Genomic DNA, 14166 nt, shown 5'->3' on the forward strand with positions numbered 1-14166 from the left:
ATGTCTCCTCGATCAGCGATGTCGCATGATCGACGATCCGCTCACGGCACGGACGCAACGAAGCGTTGCAGCACCTCGGCCACCTGATCGGCGTGGCCGAGAAACGGTGCGTGGCCACCGCCGGCAATGGTGAGCGCCTGCGCGTGCGGGCTGAGCGCGGCGGCGGCATGCATGCCGGCGGCCGGCACCAGGCGATCACGTTGCCCGGCGATCCACAGGCTGGGGCGTGCGAGCTGCGGCAAGGCGCGGCGCAGATCGGTGCGTTCGAGCAGGGTGAGCCCTTGCTGCAAAGCCTCCGGTGCCGGTTCGCCGCGTGCGGTGAGCGTCTCGCGCAGGCTGCGCAGTTCGCTGCGTGCATGCACCGAGCCGAGCGTGTCCAGCGCAAGAAAATGCTCCAGGGTGCCGCGATAGTCACGCGACAACTCGGCACCGAATTGCACGAATACCTCGCGCTGGACGGCATCGGGCCAATCGTTGCCACGCACGAAGCGCGGCGTTGCGGCAATCATCGCCAGCCCGCGCACCTGCGGCAGCGTGGCGGCCGCATGCAGCGCAAACACCCCACCCAGCGACCAGCCGAGCCACACCGCCGGCGGTGTGGCGGCCGCAATCTCGGCGACCACGTACGGCAACGCCAGCGGTGTGCTGTCGTCGCGACTGAAGCCGTGACCGGGCAGGTCGACCAGATGCAATTGATAGTGCGGTGCCAGGCGGTCTACCAGCGGTGCGAACACGCCGCCGTGCAGTGCCCAACCGTGCAGAAGAACCAGCGCCGGCCCGTGGCCGATGACCTCGATATGCATGCGTGCATTGTGGCCGATTGTTGCTTGCCGGTACGCGTTGATCGATGCGCGTTGGTGCTGCGACAGGGTCCAGAAATACTGGAGAGTGTTGGCGCTGTCGCCGCGTGCCGTTTGCAGCTTGGGAGGTGTTTAGGTGCGGCGTCACTGCGGCGCGTTGGCGTCAGTGCGTCGCGGCTGCACGCAGCGCGACGATCTTTGGGGCCAGCAAGGCCCACTGCGTGTGTGCGTAACCGCGCCAGTGCAGCGCGCCGACCAGAACCCGCCACCTGCCTGCCGCGCCTGAATCCTGGCCGCCAGCCAGTCGGGATCGAATTCGTCCCAGACGCCTGCCACGCTGCGCAGATTGCCGATCAGCACCGGATGCACCTCGTGCAACAACATCGTGCGTAGCTGTTCCAGGGTGAATGGCGAGCCGGCTAGAACGTGCGCAATGTTGTCGTCGTCGCGACTGTCGTTGTCCAGATACAAGCGCGATAGCGCCTCCCACACGCGGCATTGCGCCGCTGTGGCTGTCCCTGGCATCGCTGCCGACATGTCAGTGCACGAAGGCGATTGGATGCCGGCGCGCACCCGCGGGACAGGCGGTGCAATGCAGGGGACCCATGTGGGAACGAAACATCAACACACGGTTGCGGCCTGACACGCGTGCGCCTCGTGCAGTCAATGCATGGCTTGCGTGGCCCACGCTGGTTTCAGCGCAGGCAACGCACGCACTGCAGCCCGCCTCAGGCAGACGCACGCAGCGGTTGCCGGCTGACCACATCGCGCGCCTGCACGATGGCCTCGATCAGCGCCTGCACCTGCTGCGGGGTATGCAGCGCAGACAGGGTCACACGCAAGCGCGCCTTGCCTTCGGGCACGGTGGGCGGACGAATGGCGCCCACCATGAAACCCGCCTGTTCGAGTGTGGCCGACATCGCCATCACGGTCGCTTCTTCGCCGCATAGCAACGGCTGGATCGGCGTGTCGGAGGCCATCAGTTCGAAACCATGCTTGCGCGCGCCATCGCGGAACGCACCGACCAAGTCGACCAGGCGCGTGCGACGCCAATCGTCGCGACGCGCCAGGCGCACGGCGGCTAGCGTGGCGGCGACCTGCGCCGGCGGCAGGGCGGTGGTGTAGATGTACGGACGGGCGGTTTCTGCCAGATGGCGGATCAGCGCTTCTTCGCCAACCACGACCGCGCCGTAGCCACCGAGCGCCTTACCCAGTGTCACCAACTGCAGCGGCACTTCGGCCACGCTTAGCCCTGCATCGGCCACGCAGCCGCGCCCTTGCGGGCCCAGCACGCCCACGCCGTGCGCATCGTCGACATAGAACAAGGCGTCCTGCATGCGTGCCACCAGGCTCAAGGCGCGCAGCGGCGCCACGTCGCCATCCATGCTGAAGACGCCGTCGCTGGCCAGCATCGCCGCACCCTCGGGCGCGCCCTTGAGCTGACGCATCGCGCCTTCCACATCCAGATGCGGGTAGCGCCGCAGCCGGCAACCGGCCAGTCGCGTGGCATCGAGCAGGCTGGCGTGATTGAGCCGGTCCTGCACGCAGACATCGTCTTCTTCGCTGAGCAAGGCCTGCTGCACCGCGAGATTCGCAATGAAGCCGCTTCCGAACAGCAATGCCGACGGATATCCCAGCCATTCGGCGATTTCACGTTCGAGCGTTTCGTGTGCCGTGTGGTGGCCGCAGATCAGATGCGAGGCGGTGGCGCCGGCACCATCGCGGGCAGCGGCATCCTGCAGCGCGGCGACCACTTCGAACTGTTGCGACAGACCTAGATAGTCGTTGGAACAGAAACCGGTCAGCCAGCGGCCATCGATCTCCAGCCGCACGCCATCGCGGCGACCGACCTGACGCCGCACCCGTACCCGTTCCTGGGCGACGCGCAACTTGCGCAGCGACGAAATCCGTTCGTGCAGATCGGGGCGAGCCATGAGGACGTTCGACAACGGGAGAAGGGCCGCTAGCGTAGCGTGCCGCGGTCACATCGCCCAGCTGACACCGACGGCCGGTGGGAGCGGGGTGGCTTTGCGATGCGCTCGGGTTGCCAGCGATGCCTGTTTGCTGCTGCGGCTCGCCCTTCTCGACTCAGAAGGGCTGGACCGCAGTGCTGGGAGGCATCCCGAAGGGCTTATCCCGGAACGCGGTGCGCCGTCATCACGCGGCGTGTTCGCACGCCGCGCCGCGGGTGATCTCCGCATGCACCGTGCCGGGGTGATCGTGCTCGGCCGCATCGACGGTGATCTGCATCGGGCGCAGGCCCAGGCGCTGAAACAGGGCCTGGTCGCGCTCGGTGTCCGGGTTGCCGGTGGTGAGCAGTTTTTCGCCGTAGAAAATGGAGTTGGCGCCGGCCAGGAAGCACAGCGCCTGCAACTCGTCGCTCATCGCTTCACGGCCGGCGGACAGGCGCACCATCGACTTGGGCATGGCGATGCGCGCCACCGCGATCATGCGCACGAACTCGAACGGATCCAGCTGCTGGGTGCCATGCAACGGAGTACCGGGCACCTGCACCAGCTGGTTGATCGGTACCGAATCCGGGTGCGCCGGCAGCGTGGCCAGCGCCAGCAGCAGACCGATGCGGTGTTCGCGGGTTTCTCCCATCCCGACGATGCCGCCGCAGCAGGTCTTCAGACCGACATCGCGCACGTGCTCCAGCGTGTTCAGGCGGTCCTGGTACTGGCGGGTGTGGATGATCGAGTCGTAGTAATCGGGCGCGGTGTCCAGATTGTGGTTGTAGTAGTCCAGTCCGGCATCCTTGAGCGCACGCGCCTGGCCGGCGTCGAGCATGCCGAGCGTGGCGCAGGTTTCCAGGCCCATGGCCTTTACCTCGCGGATCATCGCGGCCACCTTGGGGATGTCGCGTTCCTTGGGCGAGCGCCAGGCTGCGCCCATGCAGAAGCGCGAGGCGCCGGCGGCTTTGGCTTGGCGCGCCTTGGCCACGACCTCTTCGGTCTCCATCAGCTTCTGCGCGGTCACGCCGGTGTCGTAACGCTGCGCCTGCGGGCAGTACGCGCAATCTTCCGGGCAGCCGCCGGTCTTGACCGACAACAGCGTCGACACCTGCACCTGCGCCGGGTCGAAATGTGCGCGGTGCACGCTGGCTGCGTGATGGAGCAACTCGGGGAACGGCAGATCGAACAGCGCCTGCAGCTCTTTGCGATCCCAGTCATGGCGGACGACAACAGACATCGGAGTTTCCTGACAGTCAGCGGCTTGGAAGCCAGGCAGTCTGGTGAGCATGGAAGATGCTGTCAACTTCAATCAGGTGCGGTCGGTTTACAGATGGCCACAACGGGTGCTGCGGCTGCTGTTGCCGAGCGTGTGTCTGGTCTGCACGGAAGCCGGTACGCCCGACAGCGATCTATGCCCGGCATGTCGCGCTGCCTTGCCCGAGCACGGCCATGCCTGCCTATGCTGCGCCACCCAGCTGTTCGCCTCCGATGGGGTGGCGCTGTGCGGGCAGTGCCTGCAGGAACCCCCACCGCTGCAGCGGGTGCATGCCTGCTTTACCTATCGCTGGCCCGTGGATGGGCTGTTGCGGCGGTTCAAATTTCATCAAGACCTGGCGGCTGGCCGCCTGCTCAGCGACCTGATGGCCCGGCGCTGTGTGGAGCTGCCGCGTCCGCAGGCGTTGGTACCGGTGAGTCTGCACCGGCAGCGCCTGCGCCAGCGCGGTTACGACCAGGCGCTGGAGTTGGCCAGGCCGCTTGGCCGCGCGCTGCAGTTGCCTTGCCTGCCGTTGCTGCGACGCGTTCGCGCGACCGCGCCGCAATCCGAACTGGACGCGATCGAGCGGCGGCGCAATGTGCGCGATGCGTTTGTGGCCGGCGGCGCGTTGCCGGCGCATGTCGCGCTGGTGGACGACGTGATGACGACCGGCGCAACGCTGCACGCCGCAGCAAAGGCATTACGCAAGGCGGGTGTTCAACGGGTGGATGCGTGGGTCTGCGCGCGGGTGCCGTGATCGAAAGTGCTGCGGCCCGGTAGAGTTGCCAACGATGCCCATGCGCTTTGAATCCTCGTGCGCAATCTCTGCGTCTGATCTGTCATCGACCGATTCCCGATTCCTGATCCGCGAGCTAACGCCCCGCCACCGCCACTGCGATCCCGGCGAAGACCGCCAGGCCGACCCAGTTGTTGTGCAGGAAGGCGCGAAAGCAGGCGCCGCGTTCGCGGTGGCGGGCGATGCGAAATTCGTAGGCCACCAGCAGCGCCGCAACGCCCAGACCGGCCCAGTACGCAGCACCCAGATCAGCGCGCAGGCCGACCAATGCCAACGTCGCGACCATCAGCGCATACAAGATGCCTTGAGCGACCAGATCGAATTTGCCGAACAGGATGGCGGTGGATTTGCTGCCCATGCGGATGTCGTCGTCGCGGTCGACCATGGCGTACCAGGTGTCGTATGCGGTCGCCCACAGGATGTTGGCGGCATACAGCAGCCAGCCCAGCAACGGCACGCCGCCCTGCACCGCAGCGAAGGCCATCGGGATGCCCCAGCCGAACGCCATGCCCAGATAGACCTGGGGCAGGTGGGTGTGGCGCTTGAGATAGGGGTAGCTGGCGGCCAGGAACACGCCGGGCACGCTCAGCGCCACGGTCAGCCAGTTGAGCGTGAGCACCAGCGCGAACGCCACCAGCATCAGCACCACGAACACCCACAACGCCTCGCGCCCGGAGACCGCCCCGGTGGCCAGCGGGCGCGACTTGGTGCGCTCCACGTGCGGGTCCAGCCAGCGGTCGGCATAGTCGTTGATCACGCAGCCGGCCGAGCGGGTCAGCCACACCCCGGCGGTGAACACGAACAGCGTCCACAGCGGCGGCATGCCGTCGGCGGCCAGCCACAGCGCCCACCATGTGGGCCAGAGCAGCAACAGGCTGCCGATCGGGCGGTCGCCACGGACCAGCTTCCAGTACTGCCCCAGTCGCTGCGGCCCCGTCAGCGCGCGTGCTGCGGGCAGGTGTTGGACATCATGCTTGCTCATGCTGCAAAGGGTAGCAGTGCGGCTTGGCTATGGTCATGTGGGCGTGGGAGGCGTGCTGCGCTGACGGCGACCTTGTGAATCCCATGCCGATGCGCGGCCCGTCTGCTGGTCGGTCTGAACGTGCGCGTCCGACGCCCCTTTCCATGCTGGCAACCGACCGGCCCGGAGAGATGGGATTCGCAACGCGCCGAGTGACGCCGCTCGCCAGGCCCCGCCACGCGCGGGCGGCTGTTCTGGCATAATACGCGTCCAGGCGCTCGTAGCTCAGCCGGATAGAGTAGTGGCTTCCGAAGCCATTGGTCGGGGGTTCGAATCCCTCCGGGCGCACCAGATGAACCCTCCGGGGACGTCCAAGAAAGTCCAAGACCCCCGAGAAATCGGGGGTTTTTGTTGCCTCCAGGTCCTCCCAGATCCACTTCGACCCATTGAAATCCAGGCTGATCGGGGGGATAGATGGGACACTAGCCCCAGTACGAATACGCATGCCCCCGCCCCTAAAGTGACGCTGTAGTGCGTAACGCAAAGCCCGCTGCCCGCCCGCGAGGCTGTTCGACGGCGGCGTCTTGTAGGTCAAGAGCTCGCCGAAAGTCGCCAAAGCTATGGCGATGGAAGTACCGCTTCGGCGGTAAGGAAAAGCGTTTGGCACTGGGGATCTACCCAGAGGTCGGCCTGGCAGATGCGCGGGCGCAGCATCTTGAGGCGCGCAAGGTTCTTCGGTCAGGTGTCGATCCAGGAGACAAGAGAAGGATCGACAAGCTGGTCCACGCTGATCGGTCCCAGCTCAGCTTTGCGGTTGTCGCTGCAGAGCTTCTGGAGCTGCATACCAAAAAAACTCCGCCCTTACGATGAAGCGCAATGCCAGGATCGTTGAAAAAGACCTCAATCCCTATCTGGGCCATAGGCCTATCGCAGAGGTATCTGCGCCGGAACTTCTTGCTGTCCTGCGCAAGATAGAGGCGCGTGGTGCCATCGAGACAGCACATCGAGCTCGGGGTATCGCCAGCATGGTGTTTCGATACGCCATCACCGTGGGCAAGGCCGAGCGCGACCCGGCTTCCGATCTTTTTGGAGCGCTAGAGACTCCAAAAGTGCGTAATTTCGCCAGCTTGACCGAACCGACTGACGTTGCACCTTTGCTGCGAGCGTTATGGGGATACGAAGGAAGCCCGGTTGTACGCGCCGCCCTTAAGCTCGCGCCACTGGTCTTCGCGCGGCCAGGTGAGCTAAGGACCGCGAAATGGAAAGATATTGATCTTGCGGCTGGGGAGTGGCGGTACGTTGCTTCTAAGACAGGGACCGCACACATAGTCCCGCTTGCCTCACAGGCAGTTGAAGTTCTTCGCGAGCTTGAACCCATGACCAGGGCCAGTGAGTTTGTCTTTCCTAGCCTGCATGGGAAGGGGAGGCCGATGAGCGATAGCACCATCAATGCCGCGCTGAGGAGGATGGGGTTTGACTCCAAGACCATGACTGGACATGGCTTTCGCGCAATGGCTCGTACGATCCTCGATGAGGTGCTCGGCTTCCGCCCTGACTACATCGAACACCAGCTAGCGCATGCCGTGCGTGATCCAAACGGCCGGGCATATAACCGCACGGCTCATATCGCCGAGCGCCGAAAGATGATGCAGGCTTGGGCTGATTATCTTGACTGTCTGCGGATACAGCAGCATACGAGCTGAAACTTGCTGGCGTCTATCGCTTCTGGCAGAAGGCGCGTGTCAGATCCGGTTTGCTCGTGTCGCCATGCCGTCAACGCGCCTGTATCAACGCTGCGCCGGCGCCTCCTTCGGCACTGGCGTCAAAACCAGATCTTGGAAATCGAAGCTGAAATCGGGCAATGGCGAGATGGCCTCCATGCGCATCTCAAGCCCGGCACCGTCGGGTGTCAGTGCGAAGTTGACGAAGGCATCGGCATTCAAGGAGCGGTCGTCCCAGCGCACGATGAAGCTGTCGTGCTGCCAGTGCTCGAGCGTCCCGACCAATTGCGCCGTCTTAGAGAACTGCAGGCGTAGCCACTTGCGATCCTGGCGGATCACTATGTCGCCGTGCCATGGTGGCGACGGTACAGTGTGCGTTCCGGTAGAAGTGTTCTTCGGCGACCCCCTACCGTTGCGTTCTACGTCTGCGTTAAGTGGGTCTAGATTGGGCATCTACTTGCTTCCAGGAAGCGCCAGCATTCTTCGTAACGCAGTATTGCCCCTCTACGTCGCCAGTGGCGATTGGCAAGGCGCACGGCTACCATGAGACCAACCACCTGCACCGACTCGTGGCCGCCCGATTTTTTGCAATCACAAGCGAAAAGAGCCGCCCAGCATCATTATGTGTTGTAAACCAACCAGAACCGGCCAATTAACAGGCCGGCCATACGTCTGCCTGTCGGGCAACAATGCTCAAGAGTATTGGCGATCTGCAATTCCTGCACCGCTAAAAGCGCGCTGTTACACCGCCAATCGAAAAAATAGGCACTCGCGACCGCGGGACCAGGAAAACTTGGCACCCAGGAGTGCGACTACAAACGATGGTCACCAATGAGTACGTGGAGAAAACATTGAGATTGCTGCATAGGGCCGCCCAAGTGTGCGCTGTCCAGCTGGCTTGATCGCCAAGCGGTTCGGCAGACGGGCTAAAAATAGAATCCGATGTTGAGATTGAAGCGCGAATGCCAGCGCGATCGATCACCATCGTCGATAGCAATGCCGTTGCCGCCTGCAAACCACATATTCTTGCCTGCGATCCAATCAAGATAGGTCAGCATTATTCCTTTTTTTACGCTGCAGCCCGTAACGTTCTGCGTGGACGTACGCACCCCCGGAATGTCGCCATATGGAACCGTTTGACTAAGATTGTTGTAGCACGTTATATCGTCAAGCCACCTGTTCTTTCCGAAGGAATAGGCGATGTTGGCTGTAGGCACATCTGCTTTTGCAGCGACCTCGAAAGGGAACATGAAAGCGGATATCGCAATCCGTTCGCCTGGCACATCATAACGATAGCGTGCCCATTGCAGCTGGCTAGTCCAACGTCCGCTGCTCCATTGTGCGTGGACGGCTGCACTGCCATACGTGTGTCGGTTTCGGCTGTCGACATTGAGAACGTGACCAGAAAAGGCGGAAGCCCCGAACAGGAGTACGCCATTACTTGCTTCATAGCGGCGCTCGTATCTGGCAATGATGCGATGGCGTTCGCGGTAGGGATACATTTTTGTTTCGGCGACATCGAACGAATAACGATCGTAACGGGCCCCGTCGCCATATTCGTCGCCCATGAACCACCCGACATGCCACGTGTTGGCACCATCGGTGCGAGTCAGCACAACCCCAGGGTCATAGTCGTCTTCTATGCCGAGGTAATAGCCTGAGCCAAACCAAAAGCTGTTGGAGGCAGTGGGCAACAGCCCGAAGGGTACCTGCTGGATGCCAGCCTTCACCACCGTTTTGTCGTTGATGTTCCAACCTACGAACGCGTGATGAACTGCATCAAATCCGTCGTACCAGCGATGTTGAATCGATACAAAAACCGGGCCAGCCCCTGCATTCAGATCCACTCGTAATAGCTCCAGGTCGAGCCCGCGGGTTGGGCCGTAGTCCAACCAGCCATAATTCAGACGGATCGAACCTCCGAGCTTGGCATAAGGATCGGTGCCCTGATCTTGGGCGTGCACGCAGCCACTTACGGCGAGGGCCACGAGCAGGAGTAGAAGCCTGAATTTAACTTGCATGGGTGAGACCGCTTTTTCGAATGATATGGCCAAATGTATATCGGCACATGCCGACGCAGCCTTAGGGCCAACATGGTTCAAGTTTTTCTCGTTTGCGTCGATACATCACCGGAGAGCAAGCGTGTCCAGCAGGGCATGTCATAGTCATTCCGGGGAAGTTGATGAGCAGGTCCTTGATTCATGGTAACAGCGTTGCCGGTCGCCTCATGATCGGTACCGGCATTCTCGCCCTGGTGTGTTTTGGCATGACTGCGGCTATCAGCTATTGGCGCAGTAGTGAGGCGTTGCTTGGGTCCTCGCACAGCATGCTGCGTGAAGTGGCACATCACGAGGCCAGTTCGATCTCTTCGGACATCGGCTCCGCCTTCAACACCGGTTCCACGTTGGCTAATACGTTTCGGATAGAGCGCGAGTCGGGCGGCACAAGTCGCGCTTCGGCAGCCGCTGTTCTCCATGAGCAGTTGCGACTGCAGAAGAATTGGCTCGGCATCAGTACGCTCTGGGAACCAGATGCGTTTGATGGGCACGATACCGCCAACATCAACGCGCCGTTCCACGACGCTACCGGCCGCTTCATGGTGTATTGGTCGTATCAAAAAGGCGAGCTGGTACGGGAAGCCCTCCACAGCTACGACAAGCCAGGTGACGGCGACTGGTATCTTGCGGCTCGCAAAAGCCATGCGCCAGTAGTTATCGAGCCCTATTACTACCCGGTCGCGGGCGTCGATACGCTGATGACGACGTTGAGCACACCCATCATGGACGGTGATCGCTTCCTCGGGACGGTCAACATCACCATGTCGCTGGATGCGCTGCAAAAGCGCGTCGCCACGCTTCGTCCACTCGATGTTGGGGAAGCAGTATTGTTGTCGCCGACCGGCGCTGTGATGGCGAGTGCCGATGCCACGCAGGTCGGCAAAACGCTGAATGACGCGACCACCCAGGCCATGCTGGCCAAGGTGCGCGCCGGTCAGGTGAGCAGTGACGAGGCCGCGGTGGCGGGGGTTGATTGGCTACGCGTCTTCGTGCCGATGCGTCTGGGCAATGCTCCAGAAGTGTTTGCGCTCGGGATCATGGTTCCCAAACACCATGTCATGGCGCAAGCGCGTGCATTGTTGTGGGTGATCATCGTGGTAGGCCTGCTGTCGGCCGCGCTGCTCAGCGTCTCGCTGTACTTGCTGTTGCGCCGCGAGGTGCTGGCGCCTCTGGCTGAGGCAGTGAAGGTGTCAGCAGCAGTGTCTTTAGGTCAATTAAATAGCCGCATTGAGCCTCGTCGAAAAGATGAAATGGGCCAACTTCTATTGTCGATGGGCAGCATGCAGGCGCAGCTGCGGGCGGTGATCGAGGCGCAGGACCATATGGCGAGTCGCCACGATGCTGGCGAAATGAGTTATCGCATGGATGCAGAACGCTTTCCTGGTGAATACGGGCGCATGGTTGCCGGTACCAACGATCTGGTCGGTGCGCATGTGCAGGTCCAGCGTCAGCTGGTGGCAGTCATGTCTAGCTATGCAGTGGGTGATATGCAGGCCGACATGCCAGCTTTACCTGGCGAGAAGGCAGCCCTCAGCGATGCGATGGCGGCAACCAAACGCAATCTTCAGGCGATCAATCAGCAGATCCTGACATTGGCGCAGGCAGCGGCGAACGGGGATTTCTCGACCCGCGGCGACGCGAATGCATTCGATCATGACTTTCGCGGAATGGTCGAGGGTTTGAACAACTTGATGCAGACCACGGATACGAATCTGGCAGAGGTGTCTCGTCTGTTGCAGTCGATCTCTGCCGGCGATCTTACCGTTCGAATGTCAGGAGACTTCCGTGGTGTGTTTGCCCAGATGCGCGACGATGCCAACGCTACTGCAAGCCAACTGGCGCTGATCGTTAGCAGCATTCAGACGTCCTCGATCTCGATCAAGGGCGCAGCCAGCGAGATCGCGGCCGGTAATCAAGATCTGTCGCAGCGCACAGAACAGCAGGCTGCGAATTTGGAAGAGACCGCCGCTTCGATGGAAGAGCTGACCTCTACGGTCAAACAAAACGCGGAAGGTGCGCGCCAAGCTAACCAGCTCGCCATCAGCGCAGCCAATGTGGCTGTGCAAGGCGGTCAGGTCGTGGGGCAGGTCGTTGAGACGATGAGCGGCATCGAGGCATCGTCAAGGAAGATCGCAGATATCATTTCTGTCATCGACGGCATTGCCTTTCAAACCAATATCCTGGCCTTGAACGCTGCGGTTGAAGCCGCACGCGCGGGCGAGCAGGGCCGCGGCTTTGCAGTTGTCGCCTCGGAAGTGCGTACCCTCGCGCAGCGCTCCTCTGGTGCCGCCAAGGAGATCAAAGATCTTATCGAGGATTCGGTGCAGCGTGTCGCGGAGGGCTCAGTGCTGGTCCACAGTGCGGGCAACACTATGAGCGAAGTTGTCGCCAGCGTGCAACGCGTAACCGATATCATGGGCGAAATTTCTGCCGCATCGCAAGAACAGTCTGCAGGGATCGAGCAGGTCAATCAGACGGTTACCCAGATGGACGAGACGACTCAGCAGAATGCGGCGCTTGTGGAAGAAGCGACGGCTGCGGCTCGCTCGCTCGAAGATCAAGCCGTTCAGCTGACTGAGGCCGTGGCAGTGTTCAAGATAGACCCTTCGCACAAAGCGGTAGCCAAGGTGGGTGCACCGGTCCATTCAACAAAGCCCGCGATCAGCAAACGGCCGATGGCGGTCACGCCGAAAGCCGTCGCCAAGCCGCGTCTGGTCAAACCAAGCGCCAGCAACGAGGGCAACTGGCAAGAGTTCTGACATGCCAGCGTGGTGTATGGCAGTCTTGCCGGCAGTAGTGTGAGGCTGCTGCATCCCTCTTCTGACCCCGTTTGACACTGGGCAGACACGGTGGCGGCGCCCAGCCTTTTTGCACCGCTTTCCTAATCTGCAAGCATAATAAGCGGTTTTCTACAGCATTTATTGGTCACATCGGAGTCGCCATTGCCTATGGGACTTCCTGAGTCAAGATGGATCTGTACACAAAAAACCGCAGGCCTCTGCAGGTGAGGCCGCCGGTCCACCTGTTTCTACATTTTACGACTCGGTGTGCTCTGCTATCTCCAATGCGTCCTCACTCGATTCCCAAATACCTTACGGTGCTCGCAAGCTTGGCGTGGCCCAGCAGGGTTCGCACCGCGCAGGTTCTTAATCCGCCGGTATATCAGCGATGCCTCCGGGCGGCTAGCCGCGACATCGTATTGGCACCTTATGCCATGCGCACATGGAGCGAGGTCAACATTCAGGCCATAGCGGATGGCCCACTGTAGATGATCTCCGTGTCGTTGAAAGCGCCTTCGTGCAGCTTCACGAAGTCGGCCGCGATCACGTCGGGATCAAGGACGCTGCCCTGCGCTGTTGGGCCGTCCACTGTGAGGAGACCGACCCTCACGCCGCTCCCGGCGAGGTCCTCGGCCAAAGTCAGGGCCACCGACCGCATAGCGGACTTGCCCGCGCTTAATGTGCCGAAGCCGCCGCCCATCGGATGGAGCGGCATCGAATTGCTGATAAAGAGCAGCGAGCCTTCGCCTGCCGCCACCAGAGCAGGTGCGAAGTGATAGGCAAGATGCTGCGCCGCAGCAGCGTTAACCAGGAGACTCCGCGCAAATCCGGCGGGGGAGACTTCGTGTGTCAGGCCCGCGGGCTAAGACGTGAACGCATTGAACAACACGACACTCGGGTCGCCCTCCGCCCACTTGCAGATCTCGGGTACGACGGCGTCGATCGACTCGCCGTCTCCGCCATCGGCCGCAAACCCCTTCGCGGTCGTCCCGGCAGCCTCGAATTGCGCGACGAGCCGCTCAAGCGTTGACTTGGTACGCGCGAGGAGGGCGAGCCGGTAGCCTAGTGCTGCGAACTCACGCGAGGCCGCTATGCCGATGCCGGGGCCCACGCCGAAGATGACGGGGGTTTTGCTAAGTGACATAAGAACTCCTTTGGATTCAATGATGGAGCGCACTCCAACACCCGGAAAACAGGCGGAGGAGCGGCCGTTTCGCATGGCTGTCTAAGTGCGCGGCGGTGGCCTTGGGACGCACGGCCGATGGAGCAACCGGCAGTTCGCCGTTGTGAAAATTAAGGGTGCAATACTGCGCCCTCGTGCCAGAGCTGGATGAAGATGCGGCCACCGGCAGCGTGTGCGGCCTCAGTGAGCAGTTTCCAGCCCGCTACCTGCTCGGCAGAGTGGATGCCGGGCCTATCGATGAACCCACGGCTTGAGGTAAATCTGGGAGCCCTCATTGATGATGAGGCCTGCGGTAGCCCGCTGCGCGTAGTAAATCACGGTGGAAGTGGTGAGTACGTTGCCGGCATTCTGCGCGCGGCTGCGCTTCATCGGGGCCATCACCAAACGGGTAGGCCGCGTAAGGGCGCCGACCTGGAGCGGCGTAAGAGAAGGGAATCACTCATCACGATGTCCTGCAGTTAGTAAGAGCGGCTAACAAAACCCTTGAATTCTGTTGAGTCGGCGGCAACATTGGCAGCACGAAACGTCGCAACGAGATCCCAACTGCGCTGTGGAAGCGCATCGAACCACTGATTCCGCAGGTCAAGCCATCCCCCAAAGGGGGACGGCCTCGTCTCAGCGATCAGCAGGCCCTCAACGGCATCGTCTATGTGCTGCA

General features: G+C 61.9%; 10 protein-coding genes, 1 tRNA gene and 4 pseudogenes. 5 read left to right on the plus strand and 10 right to left on the minus strand.

Annotated features, from left to right (window positions below; translation table 11 throughout):
* Positions 1-41 precede the first annotated feature (41 nt).
* From bioH to bioB, 4 genes and pseudogenes are all read right to left on the minus strand, one after another.
* Entirely contained in the window at positions 42-803 is a 762-nt protein-coding gene (gene bioH, locus XBLMG947_RS17760) for a pimeloyl-ACP methyl ester esterase BioH (protein WP_065469926.1), read from the minus strand.
* A gap of 160 nt (positions 804-963) precedes the next feature.
* Positions 964-1337, minus strand: a pseudogene (locus XBLMG947_RS17765) (DUF7079 family protein).
* 191 nt (positions 1338-1528) lie between these two features.
* Positions 1529-2734 (minus strand): 8-amino-7-oxononanoate synthase, encoded by a 1206-nt coding sequence (gene bioF / locus XBLMG947_RS17770; protein WP_065469927.1) that lies wholly within the window; start codon positions 2732-2734, stop codon positions 1529-1531.
* A gap of 223 nt (positions 2735-2957) precedes the next feature.
* Positions 2958-3992, minus strand: coding sequence for a biotin synthase BioB (bioB, locus tag XBLMG947_RS17775; RefSeq protein WP_065469928.1), 1035 nt, complete (start codon positions 3990-3992; stop codon positions 2958-2960).
* Between the two features lie 49 nt (positions 3993-4041).
* On the opposite strand from bioB, the gene XBLMG947_RS17780 reads away from it, so the two are divergent.
* A complete protein-coding gene (locus XBLMG947_RS17780) occupies positions 4042-4767 on the plus strand; it encodes a ComF family protein (RefSeq protein WP_065469929.1) in 726 nt (241 codons plus the stop codon).
* A 115-nt stretch (positions 4768-4882) separates the two neighbouring features.
* Here the strand turns inward: XBLMG947_RS17780 and ubiA are convergent, their stop codons facing one another.
* On the minus strand, positions 4883-5788 hold the full coding sequence (gene ubiA / locus XBLMG947_RS17785) for a 4-hydroxybenzoate octaprenyltransferase (protein WP_065469930.1): 906 nt from the start codon (positions 5786-5788) through the stop codon (positions 4883-4885).
* Between the two features lie 253 nt (positions 5789-6041).
* Between ubiA and XBLMG947_RS17790 the strand changes: the two genes are divergently transcribed.
* A tRNA-Arg gene (locus XBLMG947_RS17790) sits at positions 6042-6118 on the plus strand.
* A gap of 152 nt (positions 6119-6270) precedes the next feature.
* Positions 6271-7470 (plus strand): annotated as a pseudogene (locus tag XBLMG947_RS17795) (tyrosine-type recombinase/integrase).
* A gap of 84 nt (positions 7471-7554) precedes the next feature.
* Here XBLMG947_RS17795 and XBLMG947_RS17800 read toward each other — a convergent pair.
* Positions 7555-7941: a DUF3471 domain-containing protein gene (locus XBLMG947_RS17800; RefSeq protein ID WP_258077782.1), complete on the minus strand. Its 387-nt coding sequence runs from the start codon at positions 7939-7941 to the stop codon at positions 7555-7557.
* Between the two features lie 473 nt (positions 7942-8414).
* Positions 8415-9509 (minus strand): hypothetical protein, encoded by a 1095-nt coding sequence (locus XBLMG947_RS17805; RefSeq protein ID WP_065469932.1) that lies wholly within the window; start codon positions 9507-9509, stop codon positions 8415-8417.
* 161 nt (positions 9510-9670) lie between these two features.
* Between XBLMG947_RS17805 and XBLMG947_RS17810 the strand changes: the two genes are divergently transcribed.
* Positions 9671-12304: a methyl-accepting chemotaxis protein gene (locus XBLMG947_RS17810; protein ID WP_065469933.1), complete on the plus strand. Its 2634-nt coding sequence runs from the start codon at positions 9671-9673 to the stop codon at positions 12302-12304.
* Between the two features lie 481 nt (positions 12305-12785).
* Here XBLMG947_RS17810 and XBLMG947_RS23810 read toward each other — a convergent pair.
* From XBLMG947_RS23810 to XBLMG947_RS23980, 3 genes and pseudogenes are all read right to left on the minus strand, one after another.
* Positions 12786-13544 (minus strand): annotated as a pseudogene (locus XBLMG947_RS23810) (SDR family NAD(P)-dependent oxidoreductase).
* 74 nt (positions 13545-13618) lie between these two features.
* Positions 13619-13783 (minus strand): oxidoreductase, encoded by a 165-nt coding sequence (locus XBLMG947_RS23975; RefSeq protein ID WP_258077780.1) that lies wholly within the window; start codon positions 13781-13783, stop codon positions 13619-13621.
* A pseudogene (locus XBLMG947_RS23980) lies at positions 13740-13919 on the minus strand (hypothetical protein); the annotation flags it as partial. The gene XBLMG947_RS23975 and the pseudogene XBLMG947_RS23980, both read right to left, overlap by 44 nt.
* A gap of 98 nt (positions 13920-14017) precedes the next feature.
* Here XBLMG947_RS23980 and XBLMG947_RS23395 point away from each other — a divergent pair.
* A partial coding sequence (locus XBLMG947_RS23395) for a transposase (RefSeq protein ID WP_139074423.1) occupies positions 14018-14166 on the plus strand: 149 nt, incomplete at its 3' end.

The organism is Xanthomonas bromi (assembly GCF_900092025.1).
GTDB lineage: Bacteria > Pseudomonadota > Gammaproteobacteria > Xanthomonadales > Xanthomonadaceae > Xanthomonas > Xanthomonas bromi.